General features: G+C 70.6%; 18 protein-coding genes, 1 other RNA gene and 2 pseudogenes. 10 read left to right on the forward strand and 11 right to left on the reverse strand.

Features of this window, described 5'->3' with window-relative positions; all coding sequences use genetic code 11:
* Positions 1-119 precede the first annotated feature (119 nt).
* The 5 genes and pseudogenes from ACK4S2_RS13640 to ACK4S2_RS13660 all read right to left on the reverse strand — a co-directional run.
* A pseudogene (locus tag ACK4S2_RS13640) lies at positions 120-361 on the reverse strand (transposase); the annotation flags it as partial.
* 190 nt (positions 362-551) lie between these two features.
* Positions 552-1028, reverse strand: a complete 477-nt coding sequence (locus ACK4S2_RS13645) for a DUF6869 domain-containing protein (RefSeq protein WP_409625413.1) — start codon at positions 1026-1028, stop codon at positions 552-554.
* On the reverse strand, positions 1025-2623 hold the full coding sequence (locus ACK4S2_RS13650) for a peptide chain release factor 3 (RefSeq protein WP_409625463.1): 1599 nt from the start codon (positions 2621-2623) through the stop codon (positions 1025-1027). Before ACK4S2_RS13650 ends, ACK4S2_RS13645 begins: the two co-directional genes overlap by 4 nt.
* 140 nt (positions 2624-2763) lie before the next feature.
* Positions 2764-2920: non-coding RNA, 6S RNA (ssrS, locus tag ACK4S2_RS13655), on the reverse strand.
* A 51-nt stretch (positions 2921-2971) separates the two neighbouring features.
* Positions 2972-3295, reverse strand: a complete 324-nt coding sequence (locus ACK4S2_RS13660) for a DUF1992 domain-containing protein (RefSeq protein WP_409625416.1) — start codon at positions 3293-3295, stop codon at positions 2972-2974.
* Here ACK4S2_RS13660 and ACK4S2_RS13665 point away from each other — a divergent pair.
* Complete coding sequence (locus tag ACK4S2_RS13665; RefSeq protein WP_409625419.1) at positions 3289-3786, forward strand: MmcB family DNA repair protein; 498 nt, start codon at positions 3289-3291, stop codon at positions 3784-3786. The two genes, ACK4S2_RS13660 and ACK4S2_RS13665, sit on opposite strands and share 7 nt — an antisense overlap.
* Here ACK4S2_RS13665 and ACK4S2_RS13670 read toward each other — a convergent pair.
* The 4 genes from ACK4S2_RS13670 to ACK4S2_RS13685 form a co-directional block, all read right to left on the reverse strand.
* Positions 3769-6270: a cation:proton antiporter gene (locus ACK4S2_RS13670; protein ID WP_409625422.1), complete on the reverse strand. Its 2502-nt coding sequence runs from the start codon at positions 6268-6270 to the stop codon at positions 3769-3771. The genes ACK4S2_RS13665 and ACK4S2_RS13670 overlap by 18 nt on opposite strands.
* A gap of 93 nt (positions 6271-6363) precedes the next feature.
* The gene (locus tag ACK4S2_RS13675; protein ID WP_409625425.1) at positions 6364-6654 is read right to left on the reverse strand and encodes a hypothetical protein; all 291 of its coding nucleotides are present in this window, start codon (positions 6652-6654) and stop codon (positions 6364-6366) included.
* Between the two features lie 95 nt (positions 6655-6749).
* On the reverse strand, positions 6750-7565 hold the full coding sequence (locus tag ACK4S2_RS13680; RefSeq protein WP_409625428.1) for a calcium-binding protein: 816 nt from the start codon (positions 7563-7565) through the stop codon (positions 6750-6752).
* Complete coding sequence (locus ACK4S2_RS13685; protein WP_409625431.1) at positions 7562-7732, reverse strand: hypothetical protein; 171 nt, start codon at positions 7730-7732, stop codon at positions 7562-7564. The genes ACK4S2_RS13680 and ACK4S2_RS13685 overlap by 4 nt, the downstream gene beginning before the upstream one ends.
* 141 nt (positions 7733-7873) lie before the next feature.
* On the opposite strand from ACK4S2_RS13685, the gene ACK4S2_RS13690 reads away from it, so the two are divergent.
* Genes ACK4S2_RS13690 through ACK4S2_RS13720 form a run of 7 tightly spaced genes read left to right on the forward strand, consistent with a single transcriptional unit; the run spans position 7874 to position 16137 of the window.
* Positions 7874-9052, forward strand: a complete 1179-nt coding sequence (locus ACK4S2_RS13690) for an amidohydrolase family protein (protein WP_409625434.1) — start codon at positions 7874-7876, stop codon at positions 9050-9052.
* A gap of 2 nt (positions 9053-9054) precedes the next feature.
* Positions 9055-9639, forward strand: a complete 585-nt coding sequence (locus tag ACK4S2_RS13695; protein WP_409625437.1) for an amino acid synthesis family protein — start codon at positions 9055-9057, stop codon at positions 9637-9639.
* Positions 9639-10472: an FAD binding domain-containing protein gene (locus ACK4S2_RS13700; RefSeq protein ID WP_409625440.1), complete on the forward strand. Its 834-nt coding sequence runs from the start codon at positions 9639-9641 to the stop codon at positions 10470-10472. Before ACK4S2_RS13695 ends, ACK4S2_RS13700 begins: the two co-directional genes overlap by 1 nt.
* Positions 10469-13189: a molybdopterin-dependent oxidoreductase gene (locus ACK4S2_RS13705; RefSeq protein ID WP_409625442.1), complete on the forward strand. Its 2721-nt coding sequence runs from the start codon at positions 10469-10471 to the stop codon at positions 13187-13189. The genes ACK4S2_RS13700 and ACK4S2_RS13705 overlap by 4 nt, the downstream gene beginning before the upstream one ends.
* The gene (locus ACK4S2_RS13710) at positions 13186-14667 is read left to right on the forward strand and encodes a 6-hydroxynicotinate reductase (protein ID WP_409625445.1); all 1482 of its coding nucleotides are present in this window, start codon (positions 13186-13188) and stop codon (positions 14665-14667) included. Before ACK4S2_RS13705 ends, ACK4S2_RS13710 begins: the two co-directional genes overlap by 4 nt.
* A complete protein-coding gene (locus ACK4S2_RS13715) occupies positions 14655-15560 on the forward strand; it encodes a UPF0280 family protein (protein ID WP_409625448.1) in 906 nt (301 codons plus the stop codon). Before ACK4S2_RS13710 ends, ACK4S2_RS13715 begins: the two co-directional genes overlap by 13 nt.
* A complete protein-coding gene (locus tag ACK4S2_RS13720) occupies positions 15553-16137 on the forward strand; it encodes an amino acid synthesis family protein (RefSeq protein WP_409625451.1) in 585 nt (194 codons plus the stop codon). The genes ACK4S2_RS13715 and ACK4S2_RS13720 overlap by 8 nt, the downstream gene beginning before the upstream one ends.
* Before the next feature lie 9 nt (positions 16138-16146).
* Here the strand turns inward: ACK4S2_RS13720 and ACK4S2_RS13725 are convergent, their stop codons facing one another.
* Positions 16147-16839 (reverse strand): PAS domain-containing protein, encoded by a 693-nt coding sequence (locus ACK4S2_RS13725; RefSeq protein ID WP_409625454.1) that lies wholly within the window; start codon positions 16837-16839, stop codon positions 16147-16149.
* 208 nt (positions 16840-17047) lie between these two features.
* On the opposite strand from ACK4S2_RS13725, the gene ACK4S2_RS13730 reads away from it, so the two are divergent.
* Both ACK4S2_RS13730 and rarD read left to right on the forward strand, forming a co-directional pair.
* Complete coding sequence (locus ACK4S2_RS13730; protein WP_409625457.1) at positions 17048-17242, forward strand: heavy-metal-associated domain-containing protein; 195 nt, start codon at positions 17048-17050, stop codon at positions 17240-17242.
* Positions 17243-17408: 166 nt separating this feature from the next.
* A complete protein-coding gene (rarD, locus tag ACK4S2_RS13735) occupies positions 17409-18374 on the forward strand; it encodes an EamA family transporter RarD (protein WP_409625460.1) in 966 nt (321 codons plus the stop codon).
* Here the strand turns inward: rarD and ACK4S2_RS13740 are convergent.
* Positions 18358-18481, reverse strand: a pseudogene (locus tag ACK4S2_RS13740) (anhydro-N-acetylmuramic acid kinase); the annotation flags it as partial. The gene rarD and the pseudogene ACK4S2_RS13740 overlap by 17 nt on opposite strands.

Genomic DNA, 18481 nt, shown 5'->3' on the forward strand with positions numbered 1-18481 from the left:
GCGCGGTGATCGTGGTATCGTCCGTCACGGCGTATCGCTCCTCCGGGAGGTTCTGGCAGGCTTCGACACCCGCCACGATACGCCGCCATCTCTGGCCCCATCACCCATGTTCGGTCATGGCGCATCGCGGCCAGGTTCAGCATCTGCTCGGCCAGAAGCCTCCTCAGCTTCGCATTCTCGTCTTCGAGCGCCTTCAGCCGTTTCGCCGCCGAACCCGTCATGCCGCCGGACCTGGCCTTACGGTTGTAGAAATTGCCTTTCGACATGCCGTGCTTGCGATACAGGTCCGCGCGCTTCGCGCCTGCCTCGTGTTCGACCGGATGCTGATGATCTGCTCGTCCGCGAGTCTCGTTCGCTTCATTGTCCGTCCCTTCCCTGGGCCGGAACCTAATCGCAGGTGGAAGAAAAATCCCGCGGCAGGTCAGGGCCGGCGCGCCCGGCGCATCGCGCCGCTGTCGTCGTGCAGGGTGCCGCGGTTGCCGGTGAACTGCCCGCGGGCTGGCGTGGCAAGGAATGCGCCATCGGGCTGCACCCGGTTGGCGCGCGGGCCGTCAGGGCAACCGGGCGCCATCGTCCAGCCCGGGCTCGCCACCGCGCGCGGCCTGCACCCGTTGCCACAGCGGCGCCCCGGGCGACCCGTCCGGCGCCACCCCCGACAACGCCAGCCGCAGGCGCAGGTTGGCCTGCGCTTCGGCCTCGATCCGCCCGATGACCGCAGCACCGTTGCGATGCAGCAGATCCTCCAGCGGACCTGCGGCCAGATGCGCCACCTGCTCGGGCGTTTCGCAGCGCGCCAGCACCGCCAGCACGGCCGACAGGCACAGGTCCGGCGCCTCGAGGGCCAACCGCGCCAGCAGCACATCCGTCCAGTAGTCGGGCAAGGCGTCGGGCGCCTCGGCCCTCTCGGTCGCCGCCAGCCAGCCCAGCCAGCGTTCCGCCAGCCGCGCCACCGGCAGATCGCCGGGGGGCAGCGCATCGGGGGAAACCCCCAGGGCGGCGGCGACCAGCGGGCGGGGGATGGCGGTCACACCATCATCTCCTTCGTCGCCGTCAGCTTCAGCTCCGGGTAGTCGCGCACCACGCGGTCGATATCCCACTGCAACCGGGTCAGGAACACCGTGTCGCCGTCGTGGTCGGTGGCGATGTGCTGCTTGTTGGCGTTGACCAGCTTGTCCATCTCGGCCTTCGGCCCCGCCACCCAGCGCGCCGAGGTGAAGTTCGACGGCTCGAACCGCACGGGCAGGCCGTATTCCTGTTCGATCCGGCTGGCCAGCACCTCGAACTGCAAGGCGCCGACAACGCCCACGATGAAGCCCGAGCCGATCATCGGCTTGAACACCTTGGCCGCACCTTCCTCGGCAAACTGCATCAGCGCCTTTTCCAGATGCTTGGCCTTCATCGGGTCGCCGGCGCGCACGGTCTGCAACAGTTCCGGCGCGAAACTCGGGATGCCGGTAAAGCGCAAGGTTTCGCCTTCGGTCAGCCCGTCGCCGATGCGCAACTGCCCGTGGTTCGGGATGCCGATGATGTCGCCGGCCCAGGCTTCCTCGGCCAGCTCGCGGTCGGCGGCCAGGAACAGCACGGGGTTCGACACCGCCATCGGCTTGCCGCTGCGCACATGGGTCAGCTTCATGCCGCGCTCGAAATGCCCAGAGGCCAGGCGCACGAAGGCAACCCGGTCGCGGTGCTTGGGGTCCATGTTCGCCTGAACCTTGAAGACAAAGCCGGTAACCTTTGATTCCTCGGGCAGAATCGTCCGTTCGGCAGCCTTTTGCGGTTGCGGCTCGGGCCCGTATTCGCCCATGCCGTCCATCAGCTCCTTCACCCCGAAGGAATTGATTGCCGACCCGAACCAGATCGGCGTCATCGACCCGTTCAGCACGGCCGCACGGTCGAAGGCCGGCAGAAGTTCCCTTGCCATTTCAATTTCTTCCAGGAACTTCTTCAACAACTCTGCCGGCACGTGCTGCGCCAGTTTCGGGTCGTCCAGCCCGGCAATCTGCACCGATTCCGCCACGCGGTTGCGGTCGGCGCGGTCCATGATCTCCAGCCGGTCGTGCAACAGGTCATAGGCGCCCAGAAAGTCGCGCCCGACCCCGATGGGCCAGCTGGCCGGCGTGACGTCGATGGCCAGGCTTTCCTGGATTTCGTCGATGATCTCGAAGGTATCGCGGCTTTCGCGGTCCATCTTGTTGCAGAAGGTCAGGATGGGCAGGTCGCGCAACCGGCACACCTCGAACAGCTTGCGGGTCTGGCTTTCCACCCCCTTGGCGCCGTCGATCACCATGATCGCCGCGTCCACCGCCGTCAGCGTGCGGTAGGTGTCTTCGGAAAAGTCGCTGTGGCCGGGCGTATCGACAAGGTTGAAGCGGTAATGCCGGAAGTCGAACGACATCGCCGAGGCCGAAACCGAGATGCCGCGCTCCTGCTCCATCTTCATGAAGTCCGACCGCGTGCGCCGCGCCTCGCCCTTGGCCCGCACCTGTCCGGCCATCTGGATGGCGCCGCCGAACAGCAGGAACTTTTCGGTCAGCGTGGTCTTGCCGGCGTCGGGGTGCGAAATGATCGCAAAGGTCCGGCGGCGGGCGATTTCGGGCGGAAGGGTGGGGCGATTGTCCAGCATGGCGGCGGTATAGGGCCAGCCGCGCCGCGCGTCCAGCAACCCCGTGGCGCGCGACCCGGCATTTTCTGTCGGAAAATATCCCACGGGGGGGCGGGGGGTGTGAACCCCCCCGCTTCCCCGGTCGGCCCGGGGCGCAGGTGGCGGAAACCGCAGCGACCGTGCAGGCGTGAATTTCCCGAGAGCCTGACGTATCAGGTGGGCGCCAGATACCAGGGCCAGGACCCTGGCAGAGCCAGCCCCCTCGGAAATGCTTATCGGCCACTGGAAAAGGGCCCGTCACGAGAAGAGCAGTAACCGCCATTGCAACAGTTAGGCGCTCGTGTCGCGCCGCGCAAGGGCGCCTTCGGCTCAGGGGGCCAGAAACCGCCGGCGCGCTTCCTCGGCCATCGACTGGCGCATGTCCCGATCGGCCAACCGGGCCATGAGGGCCTTGCGCGCCTGCGGGTCGGTTGCCTGCGCCAGTTCGGCCCGCGCGGCCTTTTTCAGCACGATTTCTTCCGGCAGCACACCGGCTTCGGCCATGATGCGAAAGCCCAGGGCATCGCCGGCGCTGACCAGCGCATCGCCCGGACGCTCGGGCAAGGGCTTGCCTTCGCCTTCCAGCCCTTGCAACTGTCCTTGCAGGCGCGCGGCCTGCATGCGCCGTTCGGCAAGGCGATCGAACCATGACATCGGGCACCTCCGGTCCGCAGGATACCCCACCCGACCCGTCGCGCCAAGCGCCGCCGCCGCGGCCAGGGCAGCTGTTGGCGCGCGGGGTGTGCCGCCTGCTCGCCAGCCACGACTTTGTCGCGCTGACCGAATACACCCCGACCCCCGGCCTGCGGGTGGATGTCATGGCGCTGGGGCCGAAGGGCGAGTTGTGGGTGGTGGAATGCAAGTCGAGCCGGGCCGATTTCACCGCCGACCGCAAGTGGCAAGGTTACCTCGATTGGTGCGACCGTTATTTCTGGGCGGTCGACACCGGCTTTCCGCAGGATCTGCTGCCCGAAGGCACCGGGCTGATCGTGGCGGATGCCTGGGGCGGCGAAATCCTGCGCCTGGCCCCCGAACGCCGCCTCGCCGGGGCTCGGCGCGCGGCGGTGACGCGCGGTTTTGCGCGGGCCGCGGCGCGCGGGCTGATGTCCTTGCGCGACCCCGGCGGCTCAGGCGTCCAGGCCTGACAGGTCCAGCTTGACGCCGCGCTTGTCGGCGCTGGCCTGCACGGCCGCGCGCAAGGCCGCGTTGCGGCGCAGCAGCGCCATGAAGCGTCCTTCGTCCAGCGCAAGCAGCGTGCAATGCGTGATCGCGCGCACCTGCGACTTGCGCGACTTGCCGGAAATCACCGCCAGATGCCCGAACATCTCGCCCCGCCCCAGCCGCAGGATGCGGCCCGCGGTGTCCGATTCCACCGCGCCCGAGGCAATGAACCACACTTGCCGCGGTTTTTCCGACCGGCGCAGGATGATGTCGCCCGGTGCGGCATAGACGGTGCGCAGCGTGCGGCCCAGCAGGCGGCGCGCGGGTTCGTCCATCGCGGCGAACAGCGGAAAGCTGCGGATCAGGTCGGTTTTCTGCACCGTCAGGTCCAGCACCGGCCGTTCGGCCAGCCGCGCGCGCCGGCTGGCCAGGTCGTCCATCAGCGCGGTGCGCAGTTCGGGCCCGATCAGGCCGTCGTCGACCAGGGCGGCATATTCGCGTTCTTCCTGCGCCAGCGTGGTCTGGCGGATCAGCCGGCGCTCCAGCGTTTCGGCATAGCCGGGGAATTGCAGCTGCAGGCCTTCGAGCTCGCGCTCGGTCTCGTCGGTGCGGCGGTCCAGCAGTTCGTGCAGCAGGTCGGCCACCCGCCGGCCGTGGATGCGGCGGATGCGGGTATCGATGAACCCGTGCAGCGCGCGCAGGATCAGCCGCAGCGTCACGATGCGCTCGAACCGGTCGGCGGTCAGGCGCGCCAGCGGCCCCGACACCCTCAGCCGGTTGTGCAGCAGTTCGACCAGGCGCTGTGCGCGCCCGGCGCGCAAGCCGGCACGGGCCGCCAGCCGGTATTCCGTGCGCCCGCCGGCGCGGGTGCGTTCGATGATGCGGTCGCTGTCGGCCAGGAGGCGGTTGGCCAGTTGCGCCGAAATCAGCCCGTCACGGAACGCGTCAAGGATCAGGTCGCGTTCGCGCCCGGCCAGCGCCACCAGCCCCAGCGTCACCCGGTCGCGGTCGGGAATGTTCGTGCCGTCCTCGGCGCCTGCCACGGCCTTGTCCAGCCGTTCGGCGAACCGCTTTGCCTCGTCGCGCACGATGTCGCGGTTCAGCCCCAGGTCGCGCGCCGCGTCGGCCACCGTTTCGCGCACCGATTGCAGCGCGACCGCCACCACCTGCCGCGACAGTGCAAGGTCCAGCGGCGACAACCGGTCGAGCCCGAGGCGCGCGATCACCCAGCGCAGCGTGGTGCCTTGCACGATCAGCGTGAACAGCGTGAAGCCGGTGGCGACGATGCCGACCTCGCGCTTGATTTCGGGGGGAATGCGAAAGCTTTCGGTCACCGCCAGCGCCAGCGCCAGCGTCACCGCGCCGCGCAGGCCCCCCCACAGGATCGCCAGCCGATACGGCGTTTCCACCCGGGGCGAGACGCGCAGCGCGGTCAGCAGCGGCAAGAGCCCGAACAGGATCATCGCCCGCGCCACGAGGGCCGCCAGCACCGTCACCAGCACAAGCCCCAGATCGGCCCAGGTGGCCTGCGCCAGCAACCGCGGCACCAGCAGCGCCGCCATCACGAAAATCAGCCCGCCGGCCCAGTAGGCCAGCAGATCCCATGTGTCGCGCAGCTTGGCCAGCGTCGGCGGCGAAAGCCGCCCCGGGGCCAGAAAGTTCACCGTCAGGCCCGCCGCCACCACCGCCACCACGCCCGACACCGCCAGCACCGCATCGGCCAGCAGATACACCAGAAACGGCAGCGCCACCGTGATGGAAACCTGCGCCAGCGGATGATCGGGAAGGCGGTGGATCAGCGCCACCGTTCCCAGCGCGGCCGCCCAGCCCGCCAGCGCCCCCCCCGCCAGCAGCCAGGGAAACCCGGCCAGCGCAGCAGAGATCGTCGGGCCTTCGACCCCGATGGCCAACACGGCAAAGAACACGCCGAACAAGGCGATGGCGGCCGCGTCATTGAGCAGGCTTTCGCCTTCGACGATGCGGGCCAGGCGCTGCGGGGCGGGTGTGGCGCGAAAGATGCTGACCACCGCCGAGGGGTCGGTGGTGGAAACGATCGCCCCGATCAGCAGGCAGGCCATCAGCGGCAACCCGGCAAAGGGATAGAGCGCCAGGCCCACCACCGCCGTGGCCACCGCCACCGCCACCACCGCCAGCACGAGGATGGGCACCCAGTCGTCCAGCATGCGCCGCAGGTTCAGGCTGAGCGTCACCTGAAAGATCAGGATGGGCAGGAATACATACAGGAACAGCGACGACCGGATCGGCAGGTTCAGGATGGCCAGCGCCACCGGGTTCAGCGCATCGGTCAGGTCGGTGCGCCAGAAGAACGTGGCCCCCGCGCCCAGCGCGATGCCGAAGGCGGCCAGCACCACCGCGACCGGCAGGCGCAAGCGCGCTGCCACCGGATCGGCCAGACCGATCAGGATGAACAACGCCGAAACGACGGTCAGAACGACGATCAGATCCATGTGCGACCCATGCCGCCCCACGGCGGCCGGTGCAACCGGCGGGCCGGTCAAATGTTTGATGCAAACTGAAACCTCGCGCCGCCGGGGCCGGGGTCAGAGAGGATCCACCTCGATCTGCACAACGCTTGCCAGCGAGGCAAGCGACCAGAACCACGGCAACGAGATGGAATGGTCCACCGCGCCGTAGACGATATTGTCCAGAAAACGGAAGGTCACCCGCGACAGCACCGGGTCAAGGCTGGCAAAGGTATTCACCACCCATTGGGCATCGGTGTTCGGCGTGTCGCCGTGCACGGTCCAGAGGTTGGCGTTCAACCGCAGGCGGTCACCCTCGACCGGCGAAAACCCGGTGATGACGTCGTGCCCCCCGGTTTCGATCAGCACGGGCAGACCATTCACATTGCCGTAAAGCGTCTCGCGCCCGAAGACAAAGACATCCGCCCCCGCCCCGCCGTCCAGCGTGTCATTGCCCGTGCCGCCTACAGGGCGTCGTTCTCGGTGCCGCCCGACAGCCGGTCGGCGCGGGCACCGCCGAACAGCAGGTCGTTGCCGGCGCCGCCGAAAAGGCGGTCGGCATTCTGCCCGGGGTTGGCGTAGCTGGTCACGTCGTCGCCGATCAGGGTATCGTTGCCCGCGTCGCCATAAAAGCTGTCGTGGCCGCCGCCGCCGTGCAGCAGGTCGTTGCCGTTGCCGCCCCGGAACAGGTCGGCCAGGCTGCCGCCTTCGATCGTGTCCTGGCCATTGCCGCCGTTGATCCCTTGCGGCGCGCCCGACACGCCGATCAGGCTGACGCTCCAGTCGTGGCCTGCCCCGCCCGAAACCGCGCCGGCCACCGTGCCGGTCTCCAGCACAAGCTCGTCATGGCCGGCGCCAAGCGCGATGTCGCCTTGCACCGTGGCGCCTGTCAGCGTCACATTGCCTCCGGTCATGGCGATCCCGGCCCCGAACACGGCCCCTGCGCTTGCCGTCACCGTGCCGGCGGCCACGCTCAGCAGCCCGGTGACCAGCCCGCCGTTCAGCGCCAGCGCGCCGTGCGACTGCACCGCCCCGTCGATCATGCCCGAAACCGTGACGCTGCCGAAGCTGCCGAGCCCGCCGGTCAGCGCGCCCTCGACCGTCAGCGCCGCGCCGGCCCAGACCAGCACATCCCCGATCAGGTCGCCGGAACCGCGCACCCGCAGCTGCGCCGTGCCGGTCATCGACACGAGTTCGGTGGCGATCAGCGACCCGAACAGCGTGATGGTGCCGCCGGAGTGTTCCAGCCGCGCGATGACGCCGCCGGTGCCCGCGTTCACCTGCGCGGTGCCGAAAAGGTCATGTTCAGCGTATCGCCCGCGCCCGGCGCCTTGACCGGCGCCCAGTTGCGCGCGGCCAGCAGATTCTTGCTGAAACTTCCCGTCCAGTTCAAATTCGCCATGACAATCACCCAAATCAGCCGGCGGAAAACTGCCGGAACAATCATGTTCGCACCGTGCCACATCGCGCCTGGCCCTGTCCAGCGCAACAGGCCGTGGGGCGCTTGCAAACGGCGATGGATCGGGCATTCTGTTGGAACACGAACAATGGCCGGGGCAACCGGCCGCGACAGGGAAGGGGGCCCGCGATGGCCGCAGAGGTGAAGGACGGCCCCGCCACGGGCCGCACGCTGATCCGCAATGTTTCGCTGATGCTGTCGGGCGACCTGGCGGCGCCGATCCTCGATGCCGATTGCCTGCTGCTGGACGGTGGCACCATCGCGCAGGTGGGCGGCGCGCTGTCGCCCGAGGATGCCGACCGCACCATCGATGCCGGCGGCAGCGCGCTGTGCCCCGGGCTGATCGACAGCCACTGCCACCCGGTGTTCGGCGACTGGACGCCGCGCCAGAACCAGCTGGGCTGGATCGAGATGGGCGTGAACGGCGGGGTCACCACGCTGATCTCGGCCGGAGAGGTGCATCTGCCCGGCCGCCCGAAAGACCGCGAAGGGGTCAAGGCGCTGGCCATCGTGGCGCAGAAATGCTTTCAGAACTTTCGCCCGCTGGGCGCCAAGGTTATCGCCGGCGCCCCGGTGATGGAACTGGGTTTCGACGAAAGCCTGGTCGCGGAACTGGCCGCCGCCGGCATCCGCCATATCGGCGAGATCGGCCTGGGCACCGTCGCCAGGGGGCCGGATGCTGCACGGATGACCGCGTGGTGCCGCGCGCACGGGCTGGAAACCATCATGCACACCGGCGGGCCGTCGATTGCGGGCTCCCACTTCGTCAGCCGCGACGACGTGCTGGAAGCACAGCCCGATGTCGTCAGCCACATAAACGGTGGGCCGACCAGCATTGCCCATGACCACATCCGCGACCTGTGCGACCAGGCCACCGGCGCGCTGGAGGTGGTGCACAACGGCAACGAACTGTCGGCGCTGGTCGCCTTGCAGGGGGCGCAGAACGCCGGGCGTCTGGCCGACCTGCTGATCGGCACCGATGCGCCGGCGGGGTCGGGCGTGCAGCCCAACGGGATGCTGCGGATGGTGGCGCTGATGGCCAGCCTTGGCGGGCTTCCGGCCGAACAGGCCATCTGCCTCGCCACCGGCAACATCGCCCGGCGGCGGAACCTGGCGCAAGGCCTGATCGCCGCCGGGCGGCCGGCGGACCTTGTGTTCCTCGACCGGCCCGAGGCCTCGTCGGGGCGCGACGTGCTCGAATCGCTGTCCTTCGGCGACATTCCCGGCATCGGCGGCGTGATGATCGACGGCAAGATGCGCTGCGGCCGGTCGCGCGCCACCCCTCCGGCGGCACGGGTTCCGGTGTGACCATGCCGGCGCAAATCCGCAAGATCGCCGTGTTCCTCGAGGAAACCCACCGCGAGATGGGGCAGGCCATTTCGCCCCCCACCCGCAAGGCTGCGGCGGTCGCCGTCATCGCCAACCCCTTTGCCGGGGTCTATGCCCAGGACCTCGACCTGCTGATGCAGATCGGCGAGGAGCTGGGCGGCTTGCTGGGCCAGCGCTGCGTGCAGGCGCTTGGCATCGCCCCGGCGCAGGCCGAAAGCTATGGCAAGGCCGCGATGGTGGGCGAGGCGGGCGAGCTGGAACATGCAGCCGCCATCCTGCACCCGCGCCTGGGCGCACCCTTGCGCGCGGCGGTGGAAAAGGGGGCGGCCCTGGTGCCCTCCAGCAAGAAGATGGGCGGGCCGGGCCAGCCGCTGGATATTCCGCTGGGCCACAAGGACGCGGCCTTCGTGCGCAGCCATTTCGATGGGATGGTGGTGCAGCTGAACGATGCGCCGCGGGCGGGCGAAATCCTTGTGGCCGTGGCGGTGACGGATTCGGGCCGGCCTCTGGCGCGCGTGGGCGGGCTGACCAAGGACCAGATCGCCGGCAAGGACGGGCTGCGCTGATGGTGGCCTGGGCGCGCCCTGCAAGCCTCGATCAGGCGCTGGCGGCGCTGGCAGCCGACCCGTCGTTGCGGGTGGTGGCCGGGGGGACGGACGTCTACCCCGCCCTGGCCGAGGCGGCGCCGCGCACCCCGATGCTGGACCTGTCGGCCTTGCCCTTGCGCGGGATCGCGCGCACCCGGACCGGTTGGTGCTTCGGGGCCCTGACCACCTGGACCGACATTGCCCGCGCCCGCCTGCCCGCCCCGATGCGCGCGCTGCAACAGGCGGCGGTCGAGGTCGGCAGCCCGCAGATCCAGAATGCCGGGACCATTGCGGGCAACATCGTCAATGCCTCGCCTGCCGCCGATGGCACGGTGGCGCTGCTGGCGCTGGATGCGCAGGTCGAGGTGGCGGGCCCCGCCCCCCGCCGCGTGCCGCTGGCCGATTTCGTCCTTGGTCCGCGCAAGGTGGCGCTGAACCCGGGCGAGCTGGTGACGGCGGTGCATGTGCCCGACCCGGGCGACGGTGCCGGCGGCTTTCTGAAGCTGGGGGCACGCAGGTATCTGGTCATCTCCATCGCCATGGTCGCGGCCAGCCTGCGGCTGGATCGCGGGGCGATCGTGCAGGCGGGCATCGCGGTGGGCGCGTGCGCGCCGGTGGCGCGGCGCCTGGCGGGGCTGGAGGCGCGGTTGCAAGGCGTGCCGCTGGCGCAGGCGGCGGCGCTAGTCCGGCCCGAGGACGCCGCCGGCCTTGCCCCCATCTCGGATGTGCGCGCCGATGCCGCCTACCGGGCCGAGGCCGTGCCCGTGCTGGTCGCGCGGCTGCTGGAACGTCTTGCAAGGGAAGCGACATGAAGGACCACGCCCCCGGAATCGCCTTTACCCTGGACGGTCACGCCGTGACCGCCGACCTGCCGCCCCAGACCCGGCTTTCCGAGGCGCTGCGCGCACTGGGCGCCGAAGGCGTCAAGTCCGGCTGCGATGCCGGCGATTGCGGCGCCTGCACGGTGCTGGTCGATGGCGCGCCGGTCTGCGCCTGCCTGGTGCCGCTGGGGCGCATGGGCGGGGCGGCGGTGGAAACCGTGGCCGCGCTGGCGGCGGGTGGGGTGCCGGACGCGCTGCAGGCCAGTTTCCTGCGCCACGGTGCGGCGCAATGCGGCATCTGCACGCCGGGCATGCTGATGGCGGCGGCGGCGCTGCTGCGCGAAACCCCGCAGCCCGACGCTGCGCAGGTGGAACAAGCGCTGTCGGGGGTGCTGTGCCGCTGCACCGGATACGGCCGGATCGTGCAGGCGGTGGTGGAGTGCGGCCGGGCCTTGCCGCCCCCCGCCGCCCCGGCGGCCGGGCAGGCGGTGGGGGCCGCGCTGGAGCGGCTGGATGGTTTGCCCAAGGTGCTGGGGGTCGAGGACTTCGGCGCCGATGGCTGGCCCGAAGACACGCTGCTGGTGCGGCTGGTGCGTTCGCCGCACGCGCATGCGCGGTTCACCTTCGGCGATGCCGAAGGCTGGGCAAGGTCGCATGGGCTGACCTTGTTGACATCTGTCAACATTCCGGGGCGCAACCTGTTCGGCACCATTCCCGCCTTTGTCGATCAGCCGGTGTTCGCGGTGGACCTCGTGCGTTTCAAGGGCGAGGCGGTGGCAGCCCTGGTCGGCCCGCGCGAGACCCTGGGCGCGATGGACCTGTCGGGCTTTCCGGTCACGTGGCACCCGCTGCCGCCGCTGATGGGCCTCGATGCGGCGCTGGCGCCCGATGCGCCGGCCTTGCACCCCGGCCGGCCCGGCAACGTGATGGTGCGTGGGCGCGTGCGCAAGGGCGATGCCGCCGCCGCGCTGGCCAGGGCCGCGGCGGTGGTGGAGGGCACCTTTCACACCGGCTTTGTCGAACACGCCTATATCGAACCCGAAGCCGGCTATGCCATCCGCAAGGGCGACCGGCTGGAAATCCGCGCCTGCACCCAAGCCCCGCAGATGGACCGCGAGGAGGTCGCCGCCATCATGGGCCTGGCGCCCGAGGCGGTGCGCATCCTGCCTTGCGCCACCGGCGGCGGGTTCGGCGCCAAGCTGGACCTGTCGGTGCAACCCTACATCGCGCTGGCGGCCTGGGTGACGGGACGGCCTTGCGGCATGGTCTGGTCGCGCGGCGAAAGCATGGCGGCCAGCACCAAGCGCCATCCGGGCCGCATGACCGCGCGCATCGGCGCCGATGCCTCGGGCCGGCTGGTGGGGATGGAGTTCGACGCGCTGTTCGACACCGGCGCCTATGCCAGCTGGGGCCCGACGGTGGCGAACCGGGTGCCGGTGCATGCCTCGGGGCCCTATCACGTTCCGCATTACCGGGCCGAGGCCGCGGCGGTGCACACCAACGGCCCGGTGTCGGGCGCCTTTCGCGGCTTCGGGGTGCCGCAATCGGCCTTTGCGCAGGAAAGCCTGTTCGACGAGCTGGCCGACCGTCTGGGGCTGGACCGGCTGGAGTTCCGCATCCTGAACGCGCTGGCGCCCGGCCTGCCCACCAGCACCGGCCAGACCTTTGCGCAAGGGGTCGGCATCCGCGCCTGCCTCGAGGCGCTGCGCCCCCACTGGGCCCGGGCCCGGGCCGAGGCTGCGGCGGCCAATGCGGCCGGCGGCCCGGTGCGGCGCGGGGTGGGGGTGGCGGGGCTGTGGTATGGCTGCGGCAACACCTCGCTGGCCAATCCTTCGACGATCCGGGCCGGGATCACGCCCGACGGGCGGCTGGTGCTGCACCAGGGCGCGGTGGACATCGGGCAGGGCTCCAACACCGTGATCGCCCAGATCCTCGCCGATGCGGTGGGCTTGCCGGTGGGGCAGGTGGTCCTGATCGGGGCCGATACCGACCTGACCCCGGATGCCGGCAAGACCTCGGCCAGCCGGCAGACCTTTGTCACCGGTGCGGCGGCCTATCGCGCGGGCCGGGCCTTGCGCGCGGCGGCCTTGCGGCGGCTGAACGCGGGCGACGATGCGGTGCTGGTGCTGGAAGGCGGCACCTTGCGCGCCGGCGATGCGGTGCTGCCGCTGGCCGCGCTGGAACCCGATGCGCTGGGGTATGTGCTGGCGGCCGAAGAAAGCTTCGACCCGCCCACCACCCCGCTGGATGCCGACGGGCAAGGCAGCCCCTATGCCACCTACGGCTGGGGTGCGCATCTGGCCGAGGTGGCGGTGGATACCGACCTTGGCACGGTGCAGGTGCTGCACCTTGTCTGCGCGCATGACGTGGGCCGGGCGATCAACCCCTTGCTGCTGCAAGGCCAGATCGAAGGCGGCAGCGCCCAGGGCCTCGGCATGGCGCTGATGGAGGAGTTCGTTCCCGGCCGGTCGGAAAACCTGCACGATTACCTGATCCCCACCATCGGCGACATGCCGCGCGTGACGCCCATCCTGATCGAGGATCCCGACCTGCACGGCCCCTACGGCGCCAAGGGCATCGGCGAACAGGTGCTGATCCCGACCGCCCCGGCGATCCTGAACGCGCTGAAGGATGCCACCGGCGTGCGCCTGCACCGCCTGCCGGCCACCCCCGACCGGGTGCGCGCCGCGCTGAGGGCGCGCGGATGAGAGAGGCGCCCGAGGTCACCCCCGCGCACGACCCGGCCGAGCGCATCCCCCCGGGCAAGATCCGCTGCGATGCCTGCCCGGTGCTGTGCTTCATCGCCGAAGGCCGCGCCGGCGCCTGCGACCGCTATGCCAACCACGGCGGCACGCTGGTGCGCCTGGCGTCGCACCTGGTGCTGGAGGCAGGCGCCGAAGCCGTGCCCGTGCCGCCCGATTGGGACGGCCGCCTGCTGCCCGACGGCCATTTCGTCACCGCCGTGGGCGCCGGCACCACCTATCCCGACTGGAAGCCGGCGCCCTTCATCGTTGCCAGCCAGATGGATGGCGTGGACATGGTCACGGTGGTGACCGAGGGCATCTATTCCTACTGCGGCGTCAAGGTGAAGATCGACACCGACCGCCACATCGGCCCCGAACAGGCCACCGTCCGCCACCGGGGCGAGGCGGTGGGCCATGTGACCACCGGCGAATACGGCAGCCAGATGCTGAGCCTCGGCGGGGTGCATCACCTGACGGGGGGCAGCAAATACGAAGGCCGCGCCACCTGCGATGCGCTGCTGGCCTTGTGCGACCGGCAGGCGGTGGACCTGACGGTCGATGGCGGGGCCGCGCTGGTGGTGCAGGCCGGGGCGCCGCCGGTGGTGGATGGCGTGCAGGAACAGCGCATGCGCGTGGGCTGCGGGTCGGCCGCGATCGGCATGTTCGCGCAGCAATGGTTCGCCCATGCCGACGAGGTGGTGGTGGTCGACGACCACATCACCGGCGTGTTGTCGGAACATCAGGCCGGCAAGCTGCTGGGCGTGCCGCCCAGCGGCATCCGCATCCGCGGCCACAAGTCCACGCCGGGGCGCTATTTCCGCGTGGCCGGCCCGGGGGCAGGCTGGGGCGGCACCACGATCACCGACCCCTTGTCGATCATCGACAGGTTCGACCCGCGCCATGCCCGCCCGGGCCTGCGGATGCTGATGGTCTCGACCACCGGGGACCATTCCGGCTGGTTCGTGCTGGACGAGGAATTGCGCCCGCAACCCGCCCCGATGCCGCCCGAGGTGGCAGCGAGCGTGGCGCGGGTGCAGGACAACTGCGAACCGGCGCTGTGTTCTGTGGTGTTCGTGGCCGGCGCGGGCGGGTCGCTGCGCTCGGGCGTGACCGAAAACCCGGTGGCGCTGACGCGGGCGGTGCGCTCGGCGCTGGTGCAGGTCACCTGCGGCGGCGCGCCGGTCTATCTGTGGCCGGGCGGCGGGATCACGCTGATGGTCGATGTTCTGGCGATGCCTAAGGGGTCGTTCGGCTGGGTGCCCACCCCGGCGCTGGTGGCACCCATCGAGTTCACCATGCGGCTGGCCGACTACGCCGCCCTCGGCGGGCATATGGCCTCGGTCGTGCCGCTGGCCGAGGTGCTGGCCCGGGCGCCCGAGCTGCAAGGCCCGCCGGGTGCGCACTGGCCGCTGCGCAAGGAACACTTCGCATGGGCGCGCTGACGCCGGCGCCGCGTCCGGCGCCGGCGTCAACGGCCGGGGCCATCGGGCCGGACGCGCCCGACATCCGCATTCTGCCTGACGGTCGGCTGTGGATGCGGCATGGCCCGATCGGGCTGGTTGCCGCCTGCGACGGCCCCGGGGCGGCCGACGCGCGCCGGCGCGCGGTCGCGCGGTTTGCCGGCCTGCTGGCCGAGGTGGCGGGCGCCTTGCCGGTGCTCCGGGCGCCGGCGGGCGCAGGGCCGGTGCTGGCGGGCGTGCCCGGCCGGATGCAGGCCGCCTGCGCAGGCTTCGATGTGTTCGTGACCCCGATGGCCGCCGTGGCCGGCGCCGTGGCCGAGGCCGTGCTGGCGGCGATGCTGGCCGGCCCCGGCGTGCAGCGCGCCTGCGTGAACAACGGCGGCGATCTGGCGCTGTGGTGCGCCAAGGGGGCGGCGCCCTGGCGCATCGGGCTGGTGTCCGACCTTGCCAGCCGCGCCTCGCCGGGTTGGCTGGAGGTCGCCTCGGGCGGTGTGGCCACCAGCGGCTGGCCGGGCCGCAGCCATTCGCTGGGCATTGCCGATGCGGTGACGGTGCTGGCCGGTTCGGGCCCTGCGGCCGATGTTGCCGCCACCCTGGTGGCCAATGCGGTCGATCTGCCGGCGCATCCGGGTGTGCTGCGGGTGCCGGCCTGCGACCTTGCCCCCGACAGCGACCTTGGCGCCCGCCGCGTCACCCGGGCCGTGCCGCCGCTGGCCGCGCCCGACATCGCCGCGGCGCTGGACGCCGGCGAAGCCTTTGCCTTGCGCCTGATCGGCCAGGGACGCATCCGGGGCGCGGCGCTGGCCTTGCAAGGCACCTTGCGGCTGGTCGGCGCGGTGCCCTTTCACCCCCATGCAGGAGACCGCGATGGCTGAGGTCGTCATTCGCAAGCAGGCCTTGATCCGCGAGGAGATCTTTCACGAAGGCGGGCCAAGGGCGGCACAGCCGCTGGTCCGGCTGGCGATGATGACGGTCATCGCCAACCCCTTCGCCGGGCGCTACGAGCCCGAGATCGCCGGCTTCATGGAAGACCTCAAGCCCCTGGGCCTGGCCATGGCGCAACGCATGGTGGCCGAACTGGGCGGCGACCCCAAGGCGGTGCAAGGGTATGGCAAGGGGGCCATCGTCGGCGCCGCGGGCGAGATCGAGCATGGCGCGACCTGGCACGTGCCGGGCGGCTATGCCATGCGCGAGGCGCTGGGCGGCGCGCTGGCCATCGTGCCCTCGACCAAGAAGGTGGGCGCGGTGGGGGCGCGGCTGGATGTGCCGATCACCCATGTGGATGCGTCCTACGTGCGCAGCCACTTCGACGCGATGGAAGTGGGCCTGCCCGATGCGCCCAAGGCCGACGAGCTGGCGCTGGTGCTGGTGATGACCACCGGCCCGCGCGTGCACGAACGCATGGGCGGCCTGCGCGCCGACCAGATCAGCGCGCACGACGGGTTGCGGTAAGGCGGCCTCTCAGGCGCCACCCTTGACCAGGCGCAGATAGGGCCGCGTGCCCTTGGGGGCCGGCGCAAAGGGGGCGGCCGCTTCGGCCAGCCCCGGCACGGCGGCGGGCGTCGGGGGGGCGGGGGTGCGGTGCGCCGCCCCGACCATTCCCGGCACCGGGCGGCAGGTCGCGCGGATGAGGTCGAACCGGCGCGGCGCGCGGCCCGGGCTGCCCGTGGTGACAAGGCAGGCCAGCGCCCGATCCACCCCGCCGCTCAGCCCGCACATCGGCAGGATCAGCAGCTCGCCCCCGAAGGCCGGGCGCAGCAGGCCCTTTTCGCCGCTCAGGCTCAGATGCGCGATGGCCGGCCCGTCGAACACCTGCTCCAGCCGCGTGGCCAGCCCCTCGCGCGAGTCGCTGGTCATCAGCGCCGACAGCGGCATGCCGCGCAGGTCCATGCCCATGAGGTCGCACAGCGACATGCCCGCCAGCCGGATGCGCACCTGACCGGGGGCGATGCGTTCCAGCAGCAGCGTGGCATGCAAAAGGTCGGCCACCCCGCGCGGGTCGAAATCGGCCCGGCGCGGCAGCTGGTCGGGCGCCGGCCGCAGCGATTGCCAATAGGCCTCGATCTGCGCCAGCGCGGGGGGAATCGGTCCTGTGCCGCCTGTCATCGAAACCACCTTTCCCGATCCGTTCCAGCCGTCGCGCCGCCAAGCCATCCGCCCATCCTCCGCGTGCGAGAGCCTGCGACAGGGCATTGTGGTTAATCGTGCCGCAAGTCTCGTTACCGATGTGTTAACATACCACCTCTGGCGCGGATTGCGCGGGTTTGTTGCGAATCTGGTTAAACCTTGAGCCATTCCGCGGGGGCTTGACCTTCCGGTGCCGGAAGGTGCCAGCATCGGACCGTCAGCAAGGAGACTACCGATGGACCTTTCGATTCCCGACATGACCTGCGGCCATTGCAGCCGCTCGGTGACCGCTGCGGTCAAGGCGCTGGACCCCAAGGCCGAGGTCGCGGTCGATCTTTCCACCCGCCGCGCCCGGGTGGAAACCTCGGCCCCGGCTCCGGCCGTGATCGCCGCACTTGCCGAGGTGGGCTTCGACGCCACCCCGGTCTGAGGCGGCGCCCGCGACAGGGTTCGATGACGATGCGTGATCGGAAACCGCAGGAATCGCTATTGGACCCTGCCGCCGGCTCGGCGTAGAAGCCGGGGGCCGCAGACGCGGCGCGCTTCCCCAGACTGCACCGGCCCGAGGGGTCCGTGCCCTCGCGAAAGGCCCTGTCATGTCCCAAGCCCCCGGCACCGGCGATTCGCCCCGCGGCTTTGCGCTGGCGCTGATGAGCTATCTGATGTGGGGTTTCCTGCCGCTCTACATGAAGGCGCTGGCGCATATCCCGACGCTCGAGGTGCTGGCGCACCGGGTGATCTGGTCGGTTCCGGTGTCGCTGGCCATTCTGGTCTGGCTGGGCCGAACGGGCGACCTGATGCGCGCGCTGCGCACGCCGCGGATGCTGGCGATGGCGGGGCTGACGGCGGCGCTCGTGTCGGTGAACTGGGGGGTCTATGTCTATGCCATCCAGTCCGGGCGGGCGCTGGAGGCGGCACTGGGCTATTACATCAACCCGCTGTTTTCCATTTTCCTTGCGCGTGTGCTGCTGGGCGAGCGGTTGGACGCGCTGCAATGGGCCGCGGTGGCGCTGGCGGCGCTGGCGGTCGGGGTGCTGACGCTGGATACCGGGCGGCTGCCGGTGGTGGCGCTGGCGCTGACGCTGTCCTGGGGGTTCTACGCCTATTTCAAGAAATCCCTGCCGATCGGGCCCAATCAGGGCTTCGCGCTCGAGGTGCTGTTGCTGGCGCCCTTTGCGCTGGCGGGGGCGGTGTGGCTGGCGCTCGGCGGGCAGGCGCAGTTCCTGAACGGCCCCTTGTCCGACGACCTGCTGCTGCTGGGCTGCGGGATCGTCACTGCCGTGCCGCTGATGGTTTATGCCAATGCGGCCAAGGGCCTGCGGCTCGGCACCATCGGGATCATGCAATACATCACGCCGACGATGATCTTCCTGACGGCGGTGTTCTGGTTCGGTGAACCCTTCGGCACGGTGCGCGCGGTGACCTTTCCGATGATCTGGGCGGCGATGGTGCTGTATTCGGTGGCGCTGATCCGCAAGGCGCGCAGCGCCCAGACGGCGCCGCAAGCCCCCGAAGCCGCGGGTGCTGCGCCGCAAGACCGGCCGGTCAGGCCGGCCGGCTGATCTCGCCGCCGCCGATGGCTGCGGGGACGCCGGTGGTGCCGGGGCACGAGGTCGGCAACCCGCGCGCGACGCGCACCGCAAGATGGGCAAAGGCCTGCGCTTCCAGC

The sequence above is a fragment of the Gemmobacter sp. genome (assembly GCF_046292685.1).
Lineage (GTDB): Bacteria > Pseudomonadota > Alphaproteobacteria > Rhodobacterales > Rhodobacteraceae > Wagnerdoeblera.

Coding starts and splice junctions, on each gene's coding strand:
- rarD (WP_409625460.1), top strand. CDS start 17,409: ATGTCCCAAGCCCCCGGCACCGGCGATTCGCCCCGCGGCTTTGCGCTG.
- ACK4S2_RS13700 (WP_409625440.1), top strand. CDS start 9,639: ATGGTGGCCTGGGCGCGCCCTGCAAGCCTCGATCAGGCGCTGGCGGCG.
- ACK4S2_RS13730 (WP_409625457.1), top strand. CDS start 17,048: ATGGACCTTTCGATTCCCGACATGACCTGCGGCCATTGCAGCCGCTCG.
- ACK4S2_RS13665 (WP_409625419.1), top strand. CDS start 3,289: ATGACATCGGGCACCTCCGGTCCGCAGGATACCCCACCCGACCCGTCG.
- ACK4S2_RS13720 (WP_409625451.1), top strand. CDS start 15,553: ATGGCTGAGGTCGTCATTCGCAAGCAGGCCTTGATCCGCGAGGAGATC.
- ACK4S2_RS13695 (WP_409625437.1), top strand. CDS start 9,055: ATGCCGGCGCAAATCCGCAAGATCGCCGTGTTCCTCGAGGAAACCCAC.
- ACK4S2_RS13685 (WP_409625431.1), bottom strand. CDS start 7,732: ATGATTGTTCCGGCAGTTTTCCGCCGGCTGATTTGGGTGATTGTCATG.
- ACK4S2_RS13710 (WP_409625445.1), top strand. CDS start 13,186: ATGAGAGAGGCGCCCGAGGTCACCCCCGCGCACGACCCGGCCGAGCGC.
- ACK4S2_RS13670 (WP_409625422.1), bottom strand. CDS start 6,270: ATGGATCTGATCGTCGTTCTGACCGTCGTTTCGGCGTTGTTCATCCTG.
- ACK4S2_RS13705 (WP_409625442.1), top strand. CDS start 10,469: ATGAAGGACCACGCCCCCGGAATCGCCTTTACCCTGGACGGTCACGCC.
- ACK4S2_RS13690 (WP_409625434.1), top strand. CDS start 7,874: ATGGCCGCAGAGGTGAAGGACGGCCCCGCCACGGGCCGCACGCTGATC.
- ACK4S2_RS13650 (WP_409625463.1), bottom strand. CDS start 2,623: ATGCTGGACAATCGCCCCACCCTTCCGCCCGAAATCGCCCGCCGCCGG.
- ACK4S2_RS13725 (WP_409625454.1), bottom strand. CDS start 16,839: ATGGCTTGGCGGCGCGACGGCTGGAACGGATCGGGAAAGGTGGTTTCG.
- ACK4S2_RS13660 (WP_409625416.1), bottom strand. CDS start 3,295: ATGTCATGGTTCGATCGCCTTGCCGAACGGCGCATGCAGGCCGCGCGC.
- ACK4S2_RS13715 (WP_409625448.1), top strand. CDS start 14,655: ATGGGCGCGCTGACGCCGGCGCCGCGTCCGGCGCCGGCGTCAACGGCC.